Here is a 23,180-nt window from a genome sequence, read left to right as displayed (position 1 = left end):
CAATTTAATGGACTAAGCATATTTAATTGCTCTTTCTCTGGGATGAATATTTTCAAACTATCTCCTCAGATAGAGTGGTAATTTTAATAATTTCTACCAATTAATCAATTGCCAATAAAGCCATTTAAGACTACATATGACAAGACAATGTTTTATATGAAGTTAATTAAATATCTTTAAATTTGATGTTGATGATATTGAATAATACAGCCAAATTTAAATTTATTTAAATTTCCTATAATCTATACATAACGAGAAAATCTTAGTTTAAAATTAAAAATATCCAATCATTACTATAGTATTTTTTGACTTTTTCAATATCTGCGATCGCTAACAATAAAATCTTTTCAATCTCTTGCTGCACTGTTCGAGTTATACAAGCAGCGCTATATGCATGGACGGCAACGCAATGCAGGTTTAATGCAAAAGCACCACTTTTTGGTGGTTCCCAATCAGGTAAGGTCGCAATTCCTATCTGCAAGACTCCCCTTCGCCAGATTAAGAGCTTGCAAAAATTTTGGCAAAACTGGCAAAATCACCCTTAGCTTGCCACCAGTCCAAGACTTGTCGTAGTTTGATGCTGAAACTTGTAGTATACTATATGCTTAAGAGGGTAGCTACATGTAAATGCACGCTGAGTAAATTTTCGTAGACCCTCTTCAAGAAGACATACCTGTTGCCTAGAGTACATTTGGGAAAATAGGAGTTTAGGATCTAGGTTGGCTTAGAGCTTTGTTTGTGAGCCTTTGTAGATACCTAATTAATCAGGTAGTGCATTACTGTTCCAAAGTTGTAACAGTTGCTGTGGCGTTTATTATTTCTCTTGACTTTTTGCGGTTATGGAGATGGTCTTCAATTATACTCATTTTTATTATAAAAGTTTTATATTATACAATATAAATTAAAAATTTTACAAAAATCAGCCAATAATTATATATTCTATAAGCATTACATGATTGAAGTTTTCATACTTATGGAAAACTAATTGTACACAAGTACTACAGTAGCGATAGTTCTCAGCATAGACACGCGTGAATACATTCTTAACAGAAACACCTCAAGCAAAACTGGCACAACAGCAAATCGCCCAATCCACAATAGGCAGCATTATGGTTATGGTTTCTGAGACTAATCCCAAAATTCTGATCGTTGATGACGACTTCGGTGTCCGAAATCTTGTCTATCGTTTTTTAAGTCGGAAATATCAAATAGAGTCGGCAGCAGATGGTAAGACTGCTTTGTCGTTGTTTGAGCAATTCAATCCAACTTTAGTAATTCTGGATTGGAATTTACCGGATGTTAATGGTTATAGCCTCTGCCAAGAAATGCAGAGTCGTACTAATGTTTTAGTGCTAATACTGACTAGTAGGACTGACGAGGCTGATAAAATTAAAATCTTGAGCGCAGGTGCTGATGATTTCATGACTAAACCATTTAGTCTTGCGGAAGTTGAAGTTAGAGTAGAAGCTCTTTTAAGGCGGATACGCTACATCAACCCCTCCCCAACACAACGTATTCTCTTCAAGCAGCTAGCAATTAACCCAGAGGGTCGGGAGGTAACACTTAACGATAAACCTCTCGCTTTAACAGCGCTGGAATTTAATATCTTACATTTTTTGGCAAGTCATCCTAATCAGGCTTGGAGTCGTCCACAGCTAATCCAAAAAATCTGGGGTTGCGACTACATAGGAGATGGACGAGTGGTTGATGTGCATATTGGTCAACTTCGTAAGAAGATGGAAGTCGATGCCAGCATACCGGAGTTTATTAAAACTGTACGGGGCTATGGTTACAAGTTTGAAGCGCCCGACGAAAATGCTGATTCCTGATCTTTCTGATTTCGGGAGTACTTCATAATAATGAACGACTCAGATAAGTCAGCATTAATCTTATTGCTTACTTAAATACTTTTACTGAGGCTTGACCGGATAACTTGCGTTAAATTGGGACGTTGATCCAAACTGATTTAGTAATTTCGTGTCTGCTCAAGCCTCAGACAGTAACTTTATTGCTTTTAATATATCGTCTCAAGATAAGTTCCAACAAAATCCAAATATACAGAGCTTAACCGAAGTTTCGCCTATAGGTAAAATTTGGGACAAGCACAGAGCTAATACTGATAAACTCTTGCATTTTTACGCCAAAGCAGACGAAGATTATTTTCAACAGTATGCTTGGCGGATGAGAATGTGTTCCGAGTTGCTGGAATTTCAATTAGTGCCGGACGAATCGGAAGGTATTCTCAAGTTAAAGCTATTAGATGCCCGATTCTGTAGGGTTCGTCACTGTCCAGTTTGTCAGTGGCGGCGATCGCTGATGTGGAAAGCAAGGGCTTACAAAATTCTCCCACAGGTTGTAACTGATTACCCCAACTACCGTTGGCTATTTGTCACCTTGACTGTAAAGAATTGCCAGATTGAGGAACTTAGGGAAAACTTGGATTCGATAAATAAAGCTTTTAAGCGATTCACTGAATTGAAAGCATGGCCTGCGAAAGGTTGGGTAAAGTCCACAGAAGTCACCAAAGGTAGAGATGGAGTCTCGGCACACCCCCATTTACATATTTTGGCAATGGTGCCGCCTTCGTATTTCAGTCATGGCTATCTTTCTTATGCCAAATGGGTAGCATTGTGGCAGCAGTGCTTACGAATTGATTACCAGCCAATTATTCATACTAGCGCGATCGCAAAGCATCATAACCCTTCACTACTTATCCCAGAAATTCTCAAGTATCAGGTGAAAGAGTCAGATTTTGTGGGTGATAGAGAATGGTTTCTAGAGTTAACCCGTCAACTGCATAAAACTAGAGCGATCGCTGTTGGGGGTATACTTAGGCAGTATATGCGGGAATTAGAAGAGAAAAACCAAGACCTCATTAATGAAAGTGAAGAGACAGATGAGGTGGATGGGGAAAGTTTGTATTTCCGATGGGAGCGCAAGTTACAAAGATTTAATATAGAGTGACATCAGCGATGCAACCGCAGTCACGAATATAGAGTGACATCAGCGATGCAACCGCAGTCACGTAATCCTTACAGTCAAAAGATTACAGGAATTTAGAACTGTAAATACTGTGGTTTAATCGTTCGGAAACTCAAAGACCAGCGTTCAGATACAACCGGAAGTAGTTCATGGAGAATACTAGAGTCAAACCGGATAACCTGACCATCTTCAAGGTGATATTCCTGATTATCAATGCGGAAAGTAGCACGTCCAATATTGACTAATGCTACCAGAGGTTCAAAAACTGAGTGGTCACAGTGTTCTGTCATACCACCACCTGGACGATAATGGCAAAGTAAGGCACAATTCCATCCTGGAAGAATGCGATTGCCAAGTCGATTAACCCTCTCATCCCAATTGCCTGGATTAATCTTCGCATTAGGCTTTAGTAGTATTACCTCGTATCCAAACCATTTGTGAGTTCGATCAAAAGCAATCCGACTAGAAGACATTGACTTCATCTTAGATTGATAAGGACACCAGTCATGAAGACTTTGAAGATCACGACGAATGTATCCAATGGTATCAAAATTCATAATTAACTCCTAAAAAGAAAAAAGTTTTCAACTCTAAATGAACAAAAAAAGGAATTTCTATCTACTCAAGGAGTAAATAACTAGATTTCCTCATTACTATCGGCGTTAGCCGATTTAATCTTTCTATAACGCGAAGTGTTTAAGAAAAAATATTTAAAGGCGTGTTGACACCACGACAAGTGGAGTACAACTCTTCATCTATTTTCATTTGGAGAGATTAAAAGTTATTTCACACGAAGTGTTTAAGAAAAAATATTTAAAGGCGTGTTGACACCACGACAAGTAGAGTACAACTCTTCATCTATTTTCACTTTGAAAAATTAAAAAAAGTCCTGCAATTAAGCGTGTATATAAATATATATTTCAGAATTTTTAGGCGTAAGCCTATCCTTTCTCTAACCCAAAAAACAAAAAAAAATACCAGTCGCCTGAAAAACAGATAACTGGTATTTAGAAATTACCTTTACTTGAAGCTAGTAAATAGCTTCAATGATAAAGTTATAAAATCTCAAAATAGATGGTAAAAAACAACAATGAGTGAGCCAAAGCCTACTTGTACAGTTGTCGGGGAAGAATATTTCCTGATATTCAATGGTCAGAAAACAACTCAATACTTAAAGACTTTTAATTACTACTTCGTGATATAGCGTATTTCGTTTGTATGCAATACACTTTGACCTCTCTCCTAAAAGCAGAGAGGCTTTGAATCTTACTCCCCTTCCCTACAAGGGAAGGGGCTGGGGGTTAGGTCTATATTTGACTCAACTGCAAACTGTCATATCATCATTCCTCATTTTTGTTAGCCAATCTTTTACTAACCAACTCAGCCGCTAAATGTATTGCTGCTTTCATACTCGTAGCATCAGCAATTCCCTTACCCGCAATATCAAACGCTGTTCCGTGATCTGGTGAAGTCCGAACGAAAGGAAGACCAATAGAAGTATTAACTGCCCGCTCAAACGCCATCAGCTTCACAGGAATTAAGCCTTGGTCGTGGTAAAGTGCCAAATAAGCATCAGCCGGATTTTGTACTAAAGAATTTCCATACCAAGCTTGACCAGGTTTAACCCACATCGTATCTGGCGGTATCGGCCCATCTAGCTGTAATTGTGGTCGCTTTTCCCGCTCTTGCTCCAACCAGGGAATTAACCAATCTTGTTCTTCATGTCCCAATTGTCCCTGTTCACCACTGTGGGGATTCAAACCCGCGATCGCAATTCTTCCTCTATCTATACCAAAATCTTTCTCCAAACACTCCACCAGCAAATCCAGTTTTTGTGTCAACAACTGCGGTGTCAATGTCTCAGCTACTTGACGTAGAGGAATATGTGTGGTGGCTAGTATTGCGCGGAGTGTCCAATTAGTATGTGGCGATCGCGCCACAAATAACATCCCAAAACGGTCAACACCTGATTTTTGTGCCAAAAGTTCCGTTTGCCCTGGATAATTATAGCCTGCGGCTTTCCAAGCCGATTTAGCGATCGGTCCGGTGACAATACCATCAAATTTACCAGCGAGTGTTTGAGCGATCGCATATTCCATATAGGCAAAACTAGCTGCACCACTTGCTGCATTACCTATTCCAGTGATAATTTCACTTTTAATTTCCCGATCAAACTGCACATCACTGACTGACAACTCGTCTGGATTTGCCAAAGCTGCTAAATTCTCAGTTAAATTCAGTCTGTGATAAGTCTGTGCCAGCAAATTCCGGTTACCCGCCACTGTAACGTCATATTTTTTACTAATTTCCGGATCTGCTAAAGCTTTCAAAATCACCTCCGGCCCAATCCCCGCCGGATCTCCCAGCGTCAGCACCAAACGCGGACGATTCTCTTTGCAAAAATTTACTAAATTATCTTGATTATTTTGATACATAAAATCTCTTCATAATTATTATCATCAACTTTCCCCAATTTCCCCATCTCCCTCTTTACCAACAGTAGGGATTACCCCCTAAACCAGTAGGGATTACCTGCTAAACTAGTTTAAAATTATTTACACAGGTCTAATCCTACAGCAACTATTGAAAAGCTTCTGGTAGACCTAGTTTACACACCACTTTGCATAAGGAGAATCACACCAATGGGCGGCGAAATTTTGGATGGAGCTCTATTGTCCTTCAGTTTAATCTTCGTGGGCTGGGGCTTAGGCGCATTGTTACTGAAAATTCAGGGCACAGAAGAATAATCCCTACGGGAATCGGCTATTGAGAGGAAAAAGGTTTTCCTCTGCTTTAGAAAGTTCTGTTCGCCTCAAGCTAGCGTTCATACTTTTCGCTAACTGGGAAAAAAGCTTGTCCGTTTACCGGACAGCCGTTTTCCCATAAGTTTTTCCAAATAAATTGATTTTCTGAGAAAAGATGTAAACTTTTGTTTGCATAGGTTATTCTGATAACATTCTTTTCATAAAACATTAAAATTTATTACAACCCTCATGACATTATTAATTGTCGGTGCCACTGGCACCTTAGGAAGACAAGTGGCTCGTCGTGCAATCGATGAGGGATATAAAGTACGCTGTCTTGTTCGGAGCAGTAAAAAAGCAGCTTTTCTCAAAGAATGGGGTGCAGAACTCGTACCGGGAAATTTGCGTTACCCCGAAAGCCTAACGGAAGCATTAGAAGGTGTAACCCAAGTTATTGATGCGTCAACATCTCGCCCTACAGATTCACTGAGTATCAAACAAGTGGACTGGGACGGCAAAGTAGCATTGATTCAGGCTGCAAAAGCAGCGGGTGTAGAGCGTTTTATCTTCTTTTCGATTTTAGATGCTGATAAATACCCAGAAGTGCCGCTAATGGAAATTAAGCGGTGTACAGAACTCTTCCTGGCTGAGTCTGGCTTGAATTACACTATCTTGCGGCTAGCTGGGTTCATGCAAGGATTAATCAGTCAGTATGGGATTCCGATTTTGGAAGCACAGCCAGTTTGGGTGACAGGTAATTCTTCTCCCATCGCCTATATGGACACTCAGGACATTGCTAAGTTTGCTATTCGAGCATTGAGCGTGCCAGAAACGGAAAACCAAGCTTTTCCTGTAGTCGGTACTCGTGCATGGAGTGCAGAGGAAATCATCAACCTGTGCGAACGCTTATCTGGAAAAGATGCCAGAGTAACCCGGATGCCAACAAACTTGCTGCGTACTGTGCGGGGCTTAATGCGGTTCTTTCAGTGGGGATGGAACGTAGCAGATAGGCTAGCGTTTACAGAAGTGTTGGCTAGTGGTAAAGAGTTAAATGCTCCAATGGATGAAGTATACACAGTTTTTGGTTTAGATCAGCAACAAACCACAACCCTAGAAAGCTATCTACAAGAGTACTTCAGCCGAATAATGAAAAAGCTCAAAGAGTTAGACTACCAGAAAAATAAAACCAAAAAGCAGAAACCTAAAAAAACTCCTTTTAAACAGTCTTCAAAAGTCAATAGTCAATAGTCATTACAAAACAGACATTAGTCGTAAAACTCTAGACTCTGGATATTTGACTCTAGATTAATGACTACATGGTCAAAAATGTGTAAGGATTACATAATACAGAGCATCGCCTAAACTTGGATATTTGAGTGTGCCGAAAGCAGGCATTATCTACAATGACGTTAAACCGATAGCGAGTCGTGTCGCTATCGAGTTGAAAGACAAGCTAACCGCAGCCGGTTGGAATGTATGTGTGACATCGAGTATCGGTGGCATACTGGGCTACTCTAACCCAGATAGTCCTGTATGCCACACCCCCATTGACGGTCTGACACCCCCTGGTTTTGACTCAGATATGGAGTTTGCAGTGGTATTAGGGGGAGACGGCACTGTTTTAGCAGCGTCTCGTCAGGTAGCTCCCTGTGGTATTCCACTACTAACAGTGAATACCGGCCACATGGGATTTTTGACGGAAAGTTTCCTGAATCAATTGCCCCAAGCACTAGAACAGTTGATGGCGGGTGAGTATGAAATTGAAGAACGAGCCATGCTCACCGTCAAAGTGTTTCGGGGAGATTCAGTGCTATGGGAAGCCCTTTGCTTGAATGAAATGGTGCTGCATCGGGAACCTTTGACCTCTATGTGCCATTTTGAAATTGCCATAGGGCGTCATGCGCCAGTAGATATTGCGGCGGATGGTGTGATTGTTTCTACGCCTACTGGTTCTACAGCTTACTCATTAAGTGCTGGTGGCCCAGTGGTGACTCCTGGCATACCTGCTTTACAGCTAGTACCCATTTGTCCCCATTCCCTAGCTTCTAGAGCATTGGTATTTCCAGATACTGAATCTGTCAACATCTATCCAGTTAATATTGCTCGACTGGTGATGGTGGTGGATGGTAATGGGGGATGCTATGTACTACCAGAAGATAGAGTATATATGGAGCGATCGCAATATAGTGCCAGATTTATTCGCCTGCAACCGCCTGAGTTTTTCCGAATTTTACGAGAAAAATTAGGTTGGGGTTTGCCACATATCGCTAAACCAACTTCCGTAGAATTACCTTAGTTCTTGACCAAGCAGGGTATTGTTGAAGAAGCGAGGAAGCAAACAAAAAATTCTTTCCTCTGTTCCTCTGCTGCCATGACCTATGCTCAATTTGCTGATTTCCTTCCAGAATTACTGGTATGGAGATGGTATTTGGAGTTAGTTATTAAGATTGCATCCGAGAATTCGATGGCTGTCACTTGAACGTGCTAAAAGATCCTTAGCCACGTGTCAAATCAGGATTGCTCCATCACTACAAACTCGTAATTGCACTTCTAACTTATGTAAAGATTTTCACTGGAATATCTTTACAATCCCAAATCCAATATCCCAAATTGTTATGACAGTTGCTCAAAGTCCCTGTGTTTTAGTGATTGAAACCGATGAGAGCCTAGCAAATCAGCTTTCTTGCGATTTGCAAGAAGCCGGCTATGAATCAATTTTGGCTCATGATGCGACGAGTGGTTTGCAACACTACCACGATCGCCAGCCTGCTTTAATTGTCTTAGACCGGATGCTAGCAGGTGAATCAGGACTCTCATTGTGCAAAAATCTGAGAAGCACTGGTATGCGATCGCCTGTATTGATTTTAATGGCAAGGGATACAGTCGATGATCGTGTAGCTTGTCTAGAAGCTGGAGCCGATGATTATATCCTCAAGCCATACCGCTCAGAAGACTTTTTAAAGTTAATTCGCCTCTACTTAAAACCTGATTTGGATACCACGGAGCAATTACGCTTTGGGGATCTGATTTTAGACATCGCAACTCGCCGTGCCATACACAGCGGACGGGCAATTGACTTGACAATGAAGGAATTTGAATTATTAAAATTCTTAATGGAACATCCCCGTGAGGTGTTAACCCGTGAACAAATTTTAGAAAATGTTTGGGGTTACGACTTTCTAGGTGAGTCGAATGTAATTGAAGTGTACATCCGCTACTTGCGCCTAAAAATTGAAGATGAAGGTCAAAAGCGCCTTATTCAAACAGTGCGAGGCGTAGGGTATGTTTTAAGAGAATCCTAGTACACTGTGGTGGAAGTTTGCCTATCTTTAACAAGGAGATTCGTTGCCGCATTCCCAGTCTGAGACTGGGAATATACATTTGGGGGCCGCTGCCTCCCAACCCAACGGTTTCTGCCTACAACACTAGTAAAATTGAAATCTAAATTACAAAATCAAAAAGAATTATGACTCGTTGGCTAGGTTTGCTCTCGATGTTACTGAGTATTTTTCTGATCGGCTGTTCTGTGCCCACAACAGCTAAACCTCCTACCCTCACGTCTGGTTCTCAAACTCCAGCACCAGAGAGTTTAGGTCAAACACTACCAATTTCTGCAAAAGCCATTGTTCCTAATGGCACAACGATTCAGCTAGAAGTGGCACAGACGTCAGAACAGCAAGCGAAGGGATTGATGTATCGACCAGCTTTGCCAGATAACCGAGGAATGCTGTTTGGGTTTCCTTCAGCACAACCAGTTAGTTTCTGGATGAAGAATGTACCTGTGGCTTTGGACATGGTATTTCTACATAAGGGTGTAGTTAAATATATTCAGGCAGCTGCACCTCCTTGTGCAAGTGAGCCTTGTCCTACCTATGGCCCCAATACACCAATCGATAAGGTGATTGAACTTCGCTCTGGAAGAGCTGCCGAATTGAAGTTGAAAGCGGGCGATCTTGTCAAAATTGAGTTTTGAAACTCTGGAGCTTTGTGAGGATAAAGATTTTGGTGGTTGCTCTGTTCAGAGCCTATACTATCGAAATATATGTTTTTTTTGTAAAAATTGTCACGTATTGTGGTACAAAAGTCATCTGTAACGCTACTATTTAAAAACTGTGATAATAATGTAAAATTCTACTGCCTCCAAGCTCAAATCGCAGTTTTAAGGTTTGGTTGCAAAAATATTCCCTTCGGCGTAAATGTAAATAGTCGCCAATAAGAGAATATAGGCTATGGAATCTTTGTTACTACATGTGTAATTAAATAAAGCATAAAAGTAAACAAGATTGAGTGAATTTAACTAAGTAAAAATACTGCTTGAAAATCGAGCAGATTATTTGTACGGAAATTTCTATTTCTCAGATCCTGTATGAAAAGCCTTTCTTTAAGGCAGATTAAATAACTGTGTTGGGGTGTATAGCCGATAACGGCACAGTGACAGATGAAATATTGGCTACTGGCTACCGAGCAATGGTGAACTGATTATATGACAATACATTCTGCACAAGGAGGTGAGATACAAATGTCACCATCAAAATATTCTCGACTTATTCATTTCTTGCAAGAAGATTTGGCAATTTCCACAGCATCGCTAGCGGTGGCGCTTCGGCATCGGGAGCAAGATCCAGGCCCTTTGACAATGATTCTTTGGCAGTATGGGTTAATTACTCTAGAGCAGTTAGAACAAATTTATGATTGGCTAGAGACAGCGTAGATCATACCAATTTTGGATTTTGGATTTTGGATTTTGGATTTTGAATTTTGGATTTTGGTAAAGCAGCGCAGTTTTCTCCCTACAGCCCTTCTCAAGATAGGAGACGCTCTTGCGTTCGGGTATCTTACGGCAGGCGCTAGCGTCTCCCTTGAGAGAAGGCTTTACGCTAGCGCATAATTTAGCGTAAAGCCTTCTCTACGAGAGGCTGCGCCAACGCTTAGAGCGAGTCAGACGCCTGCGGACTAGCTAACCCTGTGCTATCGGGCGTCAGGGATTATAAGTCTCTACCAAAAGGCTGTTACCGGAATCTCAAACAATGCTATTTATGCCAATTTTAGGATTATACTAAGTTACCAAAGTTAGTATTGTTTAGTGTCAAATACGCTGTGCGACTGTCTCCGGAGTAAATAATACTATCTAGGGCAAGTTGGTATCATCTAGGAAAATTGAAGCTTGTCAGATCAACTTTACCTTGTGTAAAAGTTGATATATAGGTCTATTCACTGTGGCGGTTTCTACTCATTTACAGCCAAATCAAAAGAGCGATTTGATAATTTAACTCGCTCTTTTGATTTAGTGCTTAGTACTCAGGACTGACTAAACACTCTAACTGCTGCAGCTATACCAGATCCAGGGGTGAAGTCTTCGTAACCAAGTTCTCTTAGGGTAACTTCTAAGGATGCTATACAGCTAAGGATATCGCGATCGCTCACAAAACCCAAGTGACCAATGCGGAAAATTTTGTTAGTCAAATGGTCTTGACCGCCTGCTAGGGCAATATCAAAGCGCTTTTTCATCAATGACCGAATTTTATCCGGCTCAATTCCTTGTGGTGCTACAGCCGTAATCGCCGGACTAGCGGAACTATCTGCTGCCAACAAGGGTAAATTTAACCCTTGAATGGCGGCGCGGGTAGCATTTTTGAGCCGTTCGTGTCGAGCAAATATTGACTCCAAGCCTTCCTCTTTCATGATTCGTAACGTGGTGTGTAACGCTACAATCAAGTTCACAGGCGGAGTAAATGGAGTTGTATTTTTGGCTGTGGCTTTGCGATATTTGCCTAAGTCCAAGTAATATTTTGGTAGCTTCGCAGTTTTGTAAGCTTCCCAAGCCTTGGGACTAACAGAGACAAAACCCAATCCTGGCGGAATCATATAACCTTTTTGGGAACCAGAGGCTACTATATCCAAACCCCAAGCATCCACAGGTAGATTGAACGCACCCAAACTAGTCACGGCATCAACGATAATTAAAGCTTCACCATGTTCTTTGACGTAACGGTTGATGGTTTCTAAATCATTCAACACACCCGTCGAGGTTTCGCTGTGGGTAATAATCACAGCTTTAATTTGCTTTTGGGTATCTGCTTGGAGTTTTTCAGCAAATACCTTTGGATCTAAGGGTTTTCCCCATTCCACTTTAACTTCTTCTACATTTAAACCGTAGGCTTGACCAATTTCTACCCAACGTTCGCCAAATTTACCATTAGAGCCAACTAAAATGCGATCGCCTGGAGAGAGGAAATTAATTATTCCAGCTTCTACAGCACCAGTACCGCTGACATTCAGCGTCAGCACATCACTTTGAGTTTGGTGCAGCCACTTGAGGTTTTCCGTCACCTCTGCCAATATGTTGCTAAATTCACTGGTGCGGTGCCCAATCGGATGCTTGGCTAATGCCAGTAAGGCAGCTTCTGGCACCGGGGTTGGGCCAGGAATCATCAGCATCAGCTTATCGTTCATGTGTCTATCCTAAAGTTAAATAGAAGTCAAAATTGTGTGAAGTTGGTTCAGTCTGGTAGCAAATTCTAGATATTTTTTTACAAATTACACTCAGTTTGTCACCAGTCTTGTTGTATATTTTCCGAATCCATAGGAAAAGTATCGTGGGAGTTATTGCTCGGTAAGTTTGACCTTTGCAATTTATATGAGACTCCAACTCAGATGAAACCTCTGTTCCAGGCAATTTTACCACACACCTAGATGCCAGGTTAAGTCGTCTGCTCGTAGGGGAGTGGCTATTTTAGCCAAGCGTGAAGCGTCTATCTAGACTTTTACAATTTTAGGCACAGGTATGAGAAATTCTTAAATATTACCTATAATCCGCCTCTGTTGTTTTTATTGAAACACGCAAAATCGTTTTGAATATTGCGGGAATTGCCGGTGAAAAAGCTATGTTTTGCTTCAACCAAGGAAGTAACCTCTTACACTATGCGGAAGACTAGGATGTTACCGTTTGCGAAGAGATAGAAGATACCTAACCCAAACTTTTCAATCTGCTTGGGTCGAAGATTTGTTATTGGATTGCCATTCTCTAAAGAATACCTACATGTATAGAGGAGGTGACGATTTATTTGAGTCTAAATCGCTTCGATGCTAATATCCAAGCCTTCTCTAATTTACTTTATAACGATTCATTTGCCGCTGAAGTTGAGATATTTATGCTACTAATTCCTGCACATTGTGAATCGGCACTCAGTGGTAGGCGATGGCTACGGCGGACTACGCCTACGCTAAGAAACTATAAGTTTTTATACTATACTTACAAAATTGCTACAGTTGTGCTTAGTCTTGTTAGTTACCATTCATAGTGAGTCGTTTTTAACTAGTGTCAGTTCATAAACTGTCACTCACTAGATCCCCGGTTTTCTTGCAAAAGAGATATTCTTAGTTAGTGCAAGGAGTGATACCATTTCACCAGATGTTTGTCACAAGTTATCCCCGCAATACTCCCTGTCAAGGAAGTGTTGCAGATTTCAAATGTTGCATCAAACAAGTGAGTTGGTATAAGCTTTTACGGAGAAGCGCTTGAGTGAGCAAAACTCTCAAGCGCTTTTTCGTGTATAAATAAAATAGTCCTACTCTCTGGACGATCATATAGATGTTCTAAAATACACACATACCACAGAAAGAAACATTTGTTACAATACTTCTTGCAACAAATGTTTTATGGCTTTAACATCCCTACAGAAGAATTAAAAAGTAATTCCTATAAGACTCATCCAGGCAGAGCAGATAAACTAGCAAGACGCGCCATATACGCTCTGGAAATGCACAATAACAACAGTACCGAAAAAGCCTGTGGTATATTAATCAGACTGCTATCCAATGTCTCACAGGTAGCAAGCCTGCCACAATTAAAGAAATTCTACAGACTTAATGACCATAACGCTAAACACGATTTAAATCCTTACGATAACCGCAAAGGCAATGGTCGCAAAATTGATTTAGAAATCGATTTAGTACCACTTGTACGAAACGGGCAAGATATGATTTAGTATGATTTAGCAATGTGTACTCTCCGTCTAAGACTAACGTTTAGCAGATTGTTGGGAGATGTCGGGATAGAGCAAATTCGGTCTGCCACTCTTTCAATATACAAAGTCTATTGCTCAGGCATTAGGAAGAACAAACACGATGAAAAGAGTTATCTTAGGGTTCTTACCCTGGATCATTTATTCTGTGTTGGCAAACAGAGGGGAGAGTGGTATCCTCCACGGGGCAATTATTGCACTCGTCCTGACGTTCATTCTTGGACGTGAAAATTTACGTAAAGGCTTCATTTTAGATTGGTGTACGGTTGTCTTTTTTGCCTTCGTTCTAGTTGTGGGTGTTTACTTGCAGCATCCTTTCATTACGCAACATCCAGGACTTTTTGCTGACGGTGCCTTGGCAGTGATTGCGATTGGCTCCTTACTGGTGGGTATCCCATTTACGATTCAGTATGCCCGTGAGCAAGTTACTCAAGAACATTGGAATAGTCCTATTTTTATTCGCGTGAATCAGATTCTTACCCTGACCTGGGGGATTACCTTTGCGCTGAGTGCATTGATCAGTTGGCTGCTGCCACTCAACGTTTCTACGATTCTACACATAGTCATGGTTGCGATCGCCATCTTGATGACGATACGCTTCCCCGCTTGGTATCGCAATCGGGCATTAAAAAATAGGAATACAGAGTTATGAATTCAGATGTGATTTAGCAATGGTTGGTCAGCATGAACGCCTAGCGTGTTCTCTTCCCTCTACTCTTAGCTGACTACAAAATTCACTAACTTCCCAAGCACCACAATCACCTTTTTAATCTCTTTACCCTCAAGGTTACGCAGGGCAACTTCTGATTCACGAGCGTACTTCTCCAACGCTGCCTTATCTGCTTGCGCTGGCACTTGAATTGTGCCGCGAGTTTTACCATTAATCTGAATCACTAAAGTGATTTCATCAGCTACCAAAGCAGCTGGGTCAAATGATGGCCAAGTTTGAGTATGAACTGAATCAGTTTTACCCAATAAATGCCATAATTCATCAGCAATGTGTGGTGCGAAGGGTGCTAGCAATAGCACCAAATTCTGAATACCTTCTGCGTAAATTGGTGAATTTTTGCCGCTGGCATCCGTTAAAGCATTACTCAACTTCATCAATTCTGAAATAGCTGTGTTGAATTGATATTCACCTTCCACATCTTCTGTCACCGCTTGAACAGCCGTGTGAATCGCCCGCCGTAATTCCTTTTCTGCCTTAGTTAAATCAGATTGGGCTTGCTTACCGGATACCCCAGCCGCAACATAATCTGTCACCAAACGCCAAACCCGATTTAAAAAGCGGAATTGTCCTTCCACATCGGCTTCATCCCATTCCAAGTCTTTTTCTGGCGGCGCTTTGAACAAGATGAACATCCGCGCTGTGTCTACACCGTATTTGGCAATTACATCTTCTGGCGCTACACCATTGCCCTTTGACTTAGACATGGTGGCATAGAGACGTTGTAATGGTTCGCCTGTCTGAGGGTCACGAGGGTCGGCTGAATTTACTAGATTAGAAGGAATCCATTTATCTTTACCGCCCTTGTTGGGATTTAGGTAAGTTAAACCCTGTACCATACCTTGAGTTAATAGGCGTTGGAAGGGTTCATCAAAGTTCAGTAACCCTCTGTCCCGCAACACTTTAGTAAAAAATCGCGAATATAACAAATGTAAAATCGCGTGTTCAATCCCACCTACATACTGATCTACTGGCATCCAGTCATTAATTTTACTTGAATCAAAAACCTGTCGTTCATTCTTAGCGTCAGGGAAGCGCAAGAAATACCACGAGGAATCAATAAAAGTATCCATCGTGTCAGTTTCCCGCTTTGCTGGAGTGCCACAAGTTGGACAAGGCACATTTACCCAGCTTTCTAGCTGACTTAAAGGTGAACCGCCACGTCCAGAAAATTCCACCTCTTCTGGCAACTGAACTGGCAAATCTTTGTCAGGCACTGGCACTATCCCACAGTTGGGACAGTGAATTACAGGTATTGGTGCGCCCCAGTAACGCTGCCGCGAAATTAACCAATCCCGCAAGCGATATTGCACCCGTACTTTACCAAAACCTTGTTGTTCGGCGTATTCAATTATGGCTTCTTTAGCATCTGCCGAAGCGATACCAGTAAAAGACCCAGAATTAATTAAAATTCCTGGTTCAGTGTATGCCTGGTTATATTCAATTTGGATGAGTTGTGTAATTTCATCTATCTCTGATGTTGGACTTAAGTCAAAACCTGCAACATCATCTGGGGAAGCTATGACAAAATCAATTGGCAAATCGTAATTTTTGGCAAACTTAAAATCCCGGACATCGTGTGCTGGTACTCCCATGACTGCCCCAGTACCATACTCATACAGTACATAGTCAGCAATCCAAATGGGCACTTCTTCTGCTGTAAACGGGTTAATTGCCACCCCACCAGTTGGGATACCCCGCTTAGGTTTGTCTTCAGCAGTCCGTTCCAACTCACTTTGATTGGAAACCTCTTTAATGAAGACTTCTACTGCCGCTTGTTGTTCTTTTGTGGTGACGCGCTTTGTTAAGGGATGTTCTGGTGCTAACACTAAGTAGCTGACACCATAAACGGTATCTGGACGTGTGGTGTACACGCCGATTTTTTCATCTATCCCAATAATCGGAAATTCTAAGTAAGCGCCTGTAGATTTACCAATCCAGTTTGCCTGCATCAACTTGACGCGTTCCGGCCAACCTGTCAATTTATCTAAGTCATTCAGCAATTCTTCGGCGTAGTCAGTAATCTTAAAAAACCACTGCCGCAATAATTTGCGCTCAACTATTGCCCCACTGCGCCAAGAACGTCCTTCGTTATCAACTTGCTCATTTGCCAGTACAGTTTGGTCAATGGGGTCCCAATTTACTGCTGCTTCTTTTTGATAAGCTAACCCAGCTTGCAAAAACTGCAAGAAAATCCATTGCGTCCACTTGTAATAATCCGGTGAACAGGTAGCAAGTTCACATTCCCAGTCGATGGATAAACCAAGACGCTGCAATTGCTGCCGCATCTGGGCAATATTTTGATAAGTCCACTTTGCTGGCGGCACACCACGGTCAATGGCGGCATTTTCTGCCGGCAACCCAAAGGCATCCCAACCCATTGGGTGTATTACCCGATAGCCTTGCATTCGCTTGAGACGGGCAATGACATCGGTAATCGTATAATTACGGACGTGACCCATGTGTAGGCTGCCCGATGGATAAGGGAACATGGATAAAGCGTAAAATTTTGGCTTGTTGCTAGCTGTAGGTGTCTGTTCTAAGCCAAATTCTACCCATGTTTTTTGCCATTTTTCCTCAATTGCTGCTGGGTTATATCCGGAATCCACCAAAAAAATTCTCCTACTGGGTCTGTCTAGGTTAACCTGCTATGTCAGCCTGCTAGGTTAACCTATATTGTAGGTCAACTACTCACAGATTTATATAATTGAGCATCAGCCTGATTATGCCCGAACTGCTAGTGTTTTAGGTATAGCAATAGTCATTTGATGAAGGTTTAGATGGTTGAATCAAATGTAGAATTTTCCGATTTAATGCGGGTTTTTGTCTACGGCACGCTCAAACCAGGTGAAGCTAACTATAAAAGATACTGTGCTGGCAAGATAATAGATGTTAAAAGAGCTTTTGTACAAGGTAAATTGTTTGCTCTGCCAATGGGCTACCCAGCAATGACGCTAGGGAATACCCAAGTTTACGGATATTTACTTTCTTTTTCCAACCCAAGGATTTTAAATGAGCTAGATATGCTGGAAAATTACCAGTCCACTAGACAACCATCAGAAAACCTCTATAATCGACAAATTATCGAGGTTTATCAGCCACAGTCGCTCTATCTAGGTTGGGCTTGGGTTTATTTGATGACTCTAAACCAAGTTAACGAATTAGGAGGATTCCTCCAACCTTACGGCTGGTGGACAGGCTCTGGTTTAACAGCAAAGTCACAGTTATGATCTGTGAACTGTTAATGCGATTAGTTTATATCCTGTTTAGAGTCGTGCCGTTGCAGCTGTACCGGATAGATTGGATTTTCTGGAGAAGCTACTGCTGCTTTAGGAATTTCAATTACCGGGTTATTTAGTCCCACCATCAGTGGGGAAAGTGGAGCCATAGACGGTGATGACGTTTGTATCGGTTCTATTTCTGGTCGTTGTGCCAGTTGCGGCGGACTGGAACCACCAGATACTAAGCCAGATACTGCACCGATTACACAAGCAGCAATGGCTGCACCTCCCACCATCCAGTTTAAACGGGAACGGCGGCGCAAACGTGTCAATACTTGCTGAACTGTTGCTTCTGGTGACTGTTGGGCTGCTGGCACTGGGAGAGTCCGCAAGCCTTGGCGCAGCTTTAAGAGTCGGGCATACAAGCATTGAACTGAGGCATCATTTGCCAGCCATTCTTCTACTTGCCTGCGTTCTAGGGCTGTGACTTCACCATCGAGATAAGCACTCAATAACTCGAAGCGATCGCGCTTCACCATATCCATAAGACCCGTTGATTCATTGGTATGCTTGGCCGTTCCATCTGACAAATCTTGAGGAAGTTGCAAAGGAGAACAGTCGTAAAACTGAGAATCAGTAGTCATCTTAACATTATTACCAATTCAAACACGGGTAAACTGGACGGAAATTCGGAAAAATTAGCCAATTTTCCTCCTAAAGACAGAGGCGATCTACATCTTTGTAATAATTCTTAATCAATGCTTAAAGTCTGCCATTGGGCAGAGGCAAGATGCAGTAAATTAGGAGTCTAAATAATTCTGCAAGTGAGCTTGCAGCCTCGATCTAGCTCTGGCAATTCTTGATTTCACAGTTCCTAATGAAACTCCAGTGATTTCAGCAATTTCTTCGTATGCCATGCCTTCGATTTCTCTGAGGACAATGGTAGTACGAAAGACTTCTGGTAAATCCGCGATCGCTTCCCGCAATTGCTCGTAAAATTCTCTAGTTGTAAGTTCTTCTTCAGGACCTGGGGTATCGCCGGCGATTTCCCAATCCATCTCGCCGTCGTCTAACAAGCGGGGAGCATCTAATGACAAAGGACTCATAACCCGCTTGCGTTTACGCAACTCATCATAAAACAAGTTGGTGGCAATGCGGCTTAACCAGCCCCGAAATTTAGCAGGCTCTTGTAATCGGTTAATATTCCGATAGACTCGAATCCAAACTTCTTGAGCCAAATCGGCTCTGTCAGCCCAATCTGGAGCCAGGTGGTATAGAACTTTATCAACTTGACTTTGATAGCGGCGTAATAGTTCTGCAAACGCAGCACGATCTGGTCGCAGTCCCGCTTGACAGCGCAAAATTAAATCGTGATTAGGGAGTTTGTCAACTTGCACTGATGCTTCTGGATACTTTGCATCAACCGTTGACCAGGATACAGTAATCGACTGACTCATAGATCGTACTGGCTCTAAATCATCCCTATCTATTAGACCTGCTAATGGGACAGAAGTTCCATGCTAAGGTGACGGATTTATGACTGGAACACTGAAGCATACAATTTTGGATACATTTATAGCAATAAGGAGACCCACTTTTTCCTTATACTGTTCGCATAGTTGCCCTTGTACCCATCAACTAACAAAGGCGCAGCAATATGCACACTTAGGTCATTTTAGCAACTGGGTATATACGCTTGATAAAAATAATTAAATCTAGTTATAAGGATGAAGATAAAAATTTTGTAATTCTGACTTCTTGATATCTTTAAAATTCAGGCAATAATTTCTGGAAGTTGGCTTGCTGTGGTTACTATAATGGTGATTTATTTTTTTGATTTTATTACCAGAATAGTTGCTGATTGTTCTGGTTGTGAACCGTAGGTAGCACCATTTTGTTGCTCTGGTACACGAACTTGAAAAAAGAAATTAAGGGAAAATGTAATTGTGACTGCTAGCAATAGTTTTTCAAACATGGTTTTTCTCCCACCTACACCATTAATGATTGATTGCTACATTTCAAAAGTTCCACCAGAAAGTCCGAATATTGGCTTACAACCCCCAGAACTTTGGAGGAATGAGGTTGGTCACTTGGAGTTTTGCTGCTGGGACAATTTGCATAGTCTTAGTTTGCCCAAAGGTATTGGCAGATTTATATCGGAAATGATAAGTATTGATAAATTTTTGATAATCGGATGATGAACACATCTAATTGCTCGGCTGGATATGTCAGGGATAAACAATAGGCGATGGCAATGGTAAGAAACGAATCTGTAGGGCGGATGGTAATGTTGCTCTGTTTTGGCACAGCATTTTTATCTTTAGCTGTCCATTGGCGCATTACTATGGCCCAAGGGCAGTCTGAGAAGTCTGCATCTACTTCGATGCGGCGAGATTCTACCCTAACCAATCCTAAGGGAAGCCGCTCAGAGAAAGTCTACAAGAATGTTTCACAAGTGAGTTTAGGGGAAATTGCGCTGGGTGCATCTGTGCCAGTTGGTGAAGTTACCCAAGGCTCAACTCCTCAGAGGGCGTTTACACCAAAGTCCTCTGCTATTAAGCCTCAAACTAAGTCGAAAATAATTGAGAAGAATGTAGCGAAAGTACCTACACTCAGGTCTGCTGCTATTAAGCCTCAAACTCAGCCTCAAATAATTAAGAATGATGTAGCTGAAACAACCGACCTACCAACTAAGACGCGGCTGGTGGCGCAAGCAGAAAGACAAAATCCAGTTGCGGATAGTTGGCCAAAAGCTCTATGGTCTCAGGCTTCAGCCGAACAAATACCATCTAATAGGCTGGCTGATGCCAAGACGCAAGTAATGGTTGATTTAAGCGATCGCCGCACCTATGTATATGCAGGAGATGAGGTCATAGCCAGCTACCCAATTGCTGTAGGTAAGAAAGGTTGGGAAACGCCTACAGGTTCTTTCCAGGTGATCCACATGCGACACTATCCAATCTGGCGTCACCCGATCACTGGTAAAGTATTTCAGGCTGGTACGGATAGTCCCTTGGGAGACAGATGGATTGGTTTTTGGTCAGATGGAAGGAATGAAATTGGCTTTCATGGCACACCGGAGATTGGGCTAGTAGGAACCGCTGTATCCCACGGCTGCCTAAGGATGCGTAATTCTGATGTCCGATTGTTGTACGAGCAAGTGAGTTTAGGGACAACAGTGTTAGTGCGTGAATGATTGATTAAGAGTCCTTTGTCCTTTGTCTAAAACTCCTGACAAATGACTAATGACTCTTAAAGTTATAATTTTTGCTCAAAGTTAGGTGCGTATGTCTGGAGTAAAGCACTAACTTGGCGTACAACCTCATTGCCAGTGTTTTTACCCAAGGCTTGCCGTTCTGGGAAGAAATGGGGTCGATCAAGGTAACGGTTAATTGCCTCACTTACTTGCTGAGAAATTAATTCTTGCAGTTGTGCCCGAGCCGTTTCGCGCTGGAAGGTAGCACCTTCTTCTGTAGTAGCATACAAAGGTGGTAGCCGATTGAGAGCGTAAGCAGCAATATCGCCGACATCTAGAGAACTTTCGCTGGTGGCTTCAATTTCTGCGACTCGGGCGATCGCTTCAGTCAGTACCAATTCTTCCATGACGTTAATGAATTGTTTCCGAGGTACCGCCACTACCTCACCAGTCAATAATGCTCCCATCAGCCGATCGAGTGCCATATACTCTTCAATTGAGAGTTCCGAGGCATTGTCGCAGATTCTACCGACTTCTGCTTCCATTGCTGGTGTTAAATAACCATCTTGGAGAGCTTGTTCTACAATTTTTTCAATACTCATAACGCTGATCATCATTTATGTTAGCCAAGCAAGGTAAGGAGGGTATCAATCCAATTTCTTTTGCCTAATTCTCAGCAAAAAAAACACAAATTATGCACAGACGCGATCAATTCTGCCTCTACTAGTTAACGACTTTAGTTCGCCAAGGTGTTGGATCAACAGATTGTCCGTTGACATATAGACCCCAGTGTAAATGTGGGCCTGTGGCAGCACCTGTGGAACCCACTGCACCAATTAGTTGACCAGCTTTCACAAAATCACCTTCTTTAACGTTAATACGACTCAGGTGCATGAAAATACTGATTACTCCTTGACCGTGGTCAATGCCAACTACATTGCCGTGAACCCGAAACCCTTGGGATGCCCTACCTACCAAAGCAACTCGCCCAGCGGCTGGTGCAATCACGGGTGAACCGGCAGCACCAGCGTAGTCAAGACCACGATGATAGTAGTCTTTTGCAAATGTACCATTATAGTAGCGACGTACACCATAGTTTGTACTCATCCGCCCAGCATTTGGCTTCAGAAATACTCCATTCCAATACTTTTGTGGTGTTTGTAGTGCCTTGAAAGCTGCCACCCGTTTTAGTTCATATTCTGTGGCATCTACTCCGGCTTTGCCAGGTGGCAAAGTTATGCGCTGTATAGGAAATTTGCGATTAAGCACATTCACTGCCAAGTTTTGCACCTGACCATCCCCTGCAACCCGAAGTGGCCTTGTTCCAGCTTTTTCTAGTGGAGTTGTGGGAACAAAAGCCCGATACCGATTGGGGGAAATTTCAAAAGCTGGGTATGTATTATTACCACTAGCTACTGTTGGATTTGTACCATTTTCTTGATGGTCTAGATTAATCTCCACTGAGAGCGTATCTCCTAATTTAGGATTAGTTGGAGTCACCTTTACTTGTAAAGCATCTACAGGCAATGCCAAGGTGAGAGGGAGAACAGCAAATATTCCCTTTAACACATTTATTGCACGGCGATTAGGTGTCAAACTTTTGACATCAAAACTGAGCAACTTATTGTTTGAATCATTAGCGTGATTCTCAGTAATCATAGAGCTATAAAAAATACCTTGCTTGGATTAGAAAATAGACTAGCTTATTTCTATTAGTGTTTCCTGTTTGAAGCAAATGTTGTTGAAAACCATAGATGTTGGGAAATCGTCTAGGGACTTATGGACAGTACAGGGGTAGGGGTAGGAGACAAGAGAGAATGATTCGTAAGTGTAATTTAATGAATTGATATTAACTTTAATAACCAAGGTCTATTACATTGTCAATGATTTTAAAACTTAATTAGTATACTGTGGCGTCAGTTTGCCTACCCTAATTACCGTTTATATACTTATAACATTTTTAACTAATTTTGAGATAGGATGTAAAATAGCAGCGACTTTACCTAAAATTTCCTCGTTTCGAGTTTTGATCTGGAATAATGGAGTAAAAAGCTCGACGTTACGAGTCCTGAGCTTGAGTAATGAACGCTTTTGAATCTCACACCACTTGAAGTGGCATGATTCCTGCTTCAACGATCTTTGCCTGGATTACTCCAGAACTTATACCAATTCGCTATGAAGATGCACTTAATTTTTATTAAACGAACCGCCTTACCCTGCGGGAACGCTAAGAGCGAACGGGTGACGCTGGTTGCGCGGCATCGTCTCCCAAAGGGAGAGGACTCA

22 protein-coding genes are annotated in these 23,180 nt (G+C 41.9%); 12 read left to right on the top strand and 10 right to left on the bottom strand.

Going from position 1 to position 23,180, the window contains the following annotated elements:
* Positions 1 to 262 precede the first annotated feature (262 nt).
* Positions 263 to 481 (bottom strand): hypothetical protein, encoded by a 219-nt coding sequence (locus tag V7K21_RS26890; protein WP_335178629.1) that lies wholly within the window; start codon positions 479 to 481, stop codon positions 263 to 265.
* Between the two features lie 628 nt (positions 482 to 1,109).
* On the opposite strand from V7K21_RS26890, the gene V7K21_RS26885 reads away from it, so the two are divergent.
* Together V7K21_RS26885 and V7K21_RS26880 are read left to right on the top strand one after the other, a co-directional pair.
* Positions 1,110 to 1,829 carry a response regulator transcription factor gene (locus V7K21_RS26885; protein WP_335178686.1) on the top strand — a complete coding sequence of 240 codons (720 nt, stop codon included), beginning with the start codon at positions 1,110 to 1,112 and terminating at the stop codon, positions 1,827 to 1,829.
* Positions 1,830 to 1,977: 148 nt separating this feature from the next.
* Entirely contained in the window at positions 1,978 to 2,964 is a 987-nt protein-coding gene (locus V7K21_RS26880; RefSeq protein WP_335178627.1) for a protein rep, read from the top strand.
* 92 nt (positions 2,965 to 3,056) lie between these two features.
* Here V7K21_RS26880 and V7K21_RS26875 read toward each other — a convergent pair whose 3' ends face one another.
* Positions 3,057 to 3,539, bottom strand: a complete 483-nt coding sequence (locus tag V7K21_RS26875) for a hypothetical protein (RefSeq protein WP_335178625.1) — start codon at positions 3,537 to 3,539, stop codon at positions 3,057 to 3,059.
* Between the two features lie 783 nt (positions 3,540 to 4,322).
* Positions 4,323 to 5,417, bottom strand: coding sequence for a 4-hydroxythreonine-4-phosphate dehydrogenase PdxA (gene pdxA / locus V7K21_RS26870; protein ID WP_335178623.1), 1,095 nt, complete (start codon positions 5,415 to 5,417; stop codon positions 4,323 to 4,325).
* A 207-nt stretch (positions 5,418 to 5,624) separates the two neighbouring features.
* Here pdxA and petM point away from each other — a divergent pair, with 207 nt between their 5' ends.
* The 6 genes from petM to V7K21_RS26840 all read left to right on the top strand — a co-directional run bounded on the left by petM (position 5,625) and on the right by V7K21_RS26840 (position 10,437).
* Entirely contained in the window at positions 5,625 to 5,729 is a 105-nt protein-coding gene (petM, locus tag V7K21_RS26865; RefSeq protein WP_298921292.1) for a cytochrome b6-f complex subunit PetM, read from the top strand.
* Positions 5,730 to 5,975: 246 nt separating this feature from the next.
* On the top strand, positions 5,976 to 6,974 hold the full coding sequence (locus V7K21_RS26860; RefSeq protein WP_335178621.1) for an SDR family oxidoreductase: 999 nt from the start codon (positions 5,976 to 5,978) through the stop codon (positions 6,972 to 6,974).
* Between the two features lie 130 nt (positions 6,975 to 7,104).
* Positions 7,105 to 8,022 carry an NAD(+) kinase gene (locus V7K21_RS26855; RefSeq protein ID WP_335178619.1) on the top strand — a complete coding sequence of 306 codons (918 nt, stop codon included), beginning with the start codon at positions 7,105 to 7,107 and terminating at the stop codon, positions 8,020 to 8,022.
* A gap of 319 nt (positions 8,023 to 8,341) precedes the next feature.
* The gene (gene nblR, locus V7K21_RS26850) at positions 8,342 to 9,028 is read left to right on the top strand and encodes a response regulator transcription factor NblR (RefSeq protein ID WP_335178618.1); all 687 of its coding nucleotides are present in this window, start codon (positions 8,342 to 8,344) and stop codon (positions 9,026 to 9,028) included.
* A gap of 164 nt (positions 9,029 to 9,192) precedes the next feature.
* Positions 9,193 to 9,699: a DUF192 domain-containing protein gene (locus V7K21_RS26845; RefSeq protein ID WP_335178617.1), complete on the top strand. Its 507-nt coding sequence runs from the start codon at positions 9,193 to 9,195 to the stop codon at positions 9,697 to 9,699.
* A gap of 510 nt (positions 9,700 to 10,209) precedes the next feature.
* On the top strand, positions 10,210 to 10,437 hold the full coding sequence (locus V7K21_RS26840) for a DUF2949 domain-containing protein (protein WP_094352561.1): 228 nt from the start codon (positions 10,210 to 10,212) through the stop codon (positions 10,435 to 10,437).
* A 587-nt stretch (positions 10,438 to 11,024) separates the two neighbouring features.
* Here V7K21_RS26840 and V7K21_RS26835 read toward each other — a convergent pair.
* Positions 11,025 to 12,179 (bottom strand): pyridoxal-phosphate-dependent aminotransferase family protein, encoded by a 1,155-nt coding sequence (locus V7K21_RS26835; RefSeq protein ID WP_335178615.1) that lies wholly within the window; start codon positions 12,177 to 12,179, stop codon positions 11,025 to 11,027.
* Between the two features lie 1,175 nt (positions 12,180 to 13,354).
* On the opposite strand from V7K21_RS26835, the gene V7K21_RS26830 reads away from it, so the two are divergent.
* Both V7K21_RS26830 and V7K21_RS26825 read left to right on the top strand, forming a co-directional pair.
* Entirely contained in the window at positions 13,355 to 13,714 is a 360-nt protein-coding gene (locus V7K21_RS26830) for a hypothetical protein (protein ID WP_335178613.1), read from the top strand.
* 139 nt (positions 13,715 to 13,853) lie between these two features.
* Entirely contained in the window at positions 13,854 to 14,402 is a 549-nt protein-coding gene (locus tag V7K21_RS26825; protein ID WP_335178611.1) for a hypothetical protein, read from the top strand.
* Between the two features lie 65 nt (positions 14,403 to 14,467).
* Here the strand turns inward: V7K21_RS26825 and leuS are convergent, their stop codons facing one another.
* Positions 14,468 to 17,086 (bottom strand): leucine--tRNA ligase, encoded by a 2,619-nt coding sequence (gene leuS, locus V7K21_RS26820; protein WP_335178609.1) that lies wholly within the window; start codon positions 17,084 to 17,086, stop codon positions 14,468 to 14,470.
* 171 nt (positions 17,087 to 17,257) lie between these two features.
* Between leuS and V7K21_RS26815 the strand changes: the two genes are divergently transcribed.
* Positions 17,258 to 17,707 carry a gamma-glutamylcyclotransferase family protein gene (locus V7K21_RS26815; RefSeq protein WP_335178607.1) on the top strand — a complete coding sequence of 150 codons (450 nt, stop codon included), beginning with the start codon at positions 17,258 to 17,260 and terminating at the stop codon, positions 17,705 to 17,707.
* 20 nt (positions 17,708 to 17,727) lie between these two features.
* Here the strand turns inward: V7K21_RS26815 and V7K21_RS26810 are convergent, their stop codons facing one another.
* The 3 genes from V7K21_RS26810 to V7K21_RS26800 all read right to left on the bottom strand — a co-directional run bounded on the left by V7K21_RS26810 (position 17,728) and on the right by V7K21_RS26800 (position 19,673).
* Complete coding sequence (locus V7K21_RS26810) at positions 17,728 to 18,342, bottom strand: anti-sigma factor family protein (protein WP_335178605.1); 615 nt, start codon at positions 18,340 to 18,342, stop codon at positions 17,728 to 17,730.
* A 156-nt stretch (positions 18,343 to 18,498) separates the two neighbouring features.
* The gene (locus tag V7K21_RS26805; RefSeq protein ID WP_334797282.1) at positions 18,499 to 19,155 is read right to left on the bottom strand and encodes a sigma-70 family RNA polymerase sigma factor; all 657 of its coding nucleotides are present in this window, start codon (positions 19,153 to 19,155) and stop codon (positions 18,499 to 18,501) included.
* A 368-nt stretch (positions 19,156 to 19,523) separates the two neighbouring features.
* The gene (locus V7K21_RS26800) at positions 19,524 to 19,673 is read right to left on the bottom strand and encodes a hypothetical protein (protein ID WP_273768179.1); all 150 of its coding nucleotides are present in this window, start codon (positions 19,671 to 19,673) and stop codon (positions 19,524 to 19,526) included.
* Between the two features lie 279 nt (positions 19,674 to 19,952).
* Between V7K21_RS26800 and V7K21_RS26795 the strand changes: the two genes are divergently transcribed.
* Entirely contained in the window at positions 19,953 to 20,894 is a 942-nt protein-coding gene (locus tag V7K21_RS26795) for a L,D-transpeptidase (RefSeq protein ID WP_442948925.1), read from the top strand.
* Between the two features lie 62 nt (positions 20,895 to 20,956).
* Here the strand turns inward: V7K21_RS26795 and V7K21_RS26790 are convergent, their stop codons facing one another.
* Positions 20,957 to 21,496, bottom strand: a complete 540-nt coding sequence (locus V7K21_RS26790) for a late competence development ComFB family protein (RefSeq protein WP_335178601.1) — start codon at positions 21,494 to 21,496, stop codon at positions 20,957 to 20,959.
* Positions 21,497 to 21,617: 121 nt separating this feature from the next.
* Complete coding sequence (locus V7K21_RS26785) at positions 21,618 to 22,553, bottom strand: M23 family metallopeptidase (protein WP_335178599.1); 936 nt, start codon at positions 22,551 to 22,553, stop codon at positions 21,618 to 21,620.
* Between the last annotated feature and the right edge of the window lie 627 nt (positions 22,554 to 23,180).

Origin of the sequence: Nostoc sp. (assembly GCF_036919595.1) — a bacterium.
Taxonomy (GTDB): Bacteria; Cyanobacteriota; Cyanobacteriia; order Cyanobacteriales; family Nostocaceae; genus Nostoc.
The sequence above is the reverse complement of the archived record's forward strand: the minus strand, read 5'-3'. Positions and strand labels throughout refer to the sequence as shown.

Bases quoted from the DNA above. Each gene is read 5' to 3' on its own strand.
- V7K21_RS26885 (WP_335178686.1), top strand. From the start codon at position 1,110: ATGGTTATGGTTTCTGAGACTAATCCCAAAATTCTGATCGTTGATGAC.
- V7K21_RS26875 (WP_335178625.1), bottom strand. From the start codon at position 3,539: ATGAATTTTGATACCATTGGATACATTCGTCGTGATCTTCAAAGTCTT.
- pdxA (WP_335178623.1), bottom strand. From the start codon at position 5,417: ATGTATCAAAATAATCAAGATAATTTAGTAAATTTTTGCAAAGAGAAT.
- petM (WP_298921292.1), top strand. From the start codon at position 5,625: ATGGGCGGCGAAATTTTGGATGGAGCTCTATTGTCCTTCAGTTTAATC.
- V7K21_RS26860 (WP_335178621.1), top strand. From the start codon at position 5,976: ATGACATTATTAATTGTCGGTGCCACTGGCACCTTAGGAAGACAAGTG.
- nblR (WP_335178618.1), top strand. From the start codon at position 8,342: ATGACAGTTGCTCAAAGTCCCTGTGTTTTAGTGATTGAAACCGATGAG.
- V7K21_RS26845 (WP_335178617.1), top strand. From the start codon at position 9,193: ATGACTCGTTGGCTAGGTTTGCTCTCGATGTTACTGAGTATTTTTCTG.
- V7K21_RS26840 (WP_094352561.1), top strand. From the start codon at position 10,210: ATGACAATACATTCTGCACAAGGAGGTGAGATACAAATGTCACCATCA.
- V7K21_RS26835 (WP_335178615.1), bottom strand. From the start codon at position 12,179: ATGAACGATAAGCTGATGCTGATGATTCCTGGCCCAACCCCGGTGCCA.
- V7K21_RS26825 (WP_335178611.1), top strand. From the start codon at position 13,854: ATGAAAAGAGTTATCTTAGGGTTCTTACCCTGGATCATTTATTCTGTG.
- V7K21_RS26815 (WP_335178607.1), top strand. From the start codon at position 17,258: ATGGTTGAATCAAATGTAGAATTTTCCGATTTAATGCGGGTTTTTGTC.
- V7K21_RS26810 (WP_335178605.1), bottom strand. From the start codon at position 18,342: ATGACTACTGATTCTCAGTTTTACGACTGTTCTCCTTTGCAACTTCCT.
- V7K21_RS26805 (WP_334797282.1), bottom strand. From the start codon at position 19,155: ATGAGTCAGTCGATTACTGTATCCTGGTCAACGGTTGATGCAAAGTAT.
- V7K21_RS26800 (WP_273768179.1), bottom strand. From the start codon at position 19,673: ATGTTTGAAAAACTATTGCTAGCAGTCACAATTACATTTTCCCTTAAT.
- V7K21_RS26795 (WP_442948925.1), top strand. From the start codon at position 19,953: ATGGTAAGAAACGAATCTGTAGGGCGGATGGTAATGTTGCTCTGTTTT.
- V7K21_RS26790 (WP_335178601.1), bottom strand. From the start codon at position 21,496: ATGAGTATTGAAAAAATTGTAGAACAAGCTCTCCAAGATGGTTATTTA.
- V7K21_RS26785 (WP_335178599.1), bottom strand. From the start codon at position 22,553: ATGATTACTGAGAATCACGCTAATGATTCAAACAATAAGTTGCTCAGT.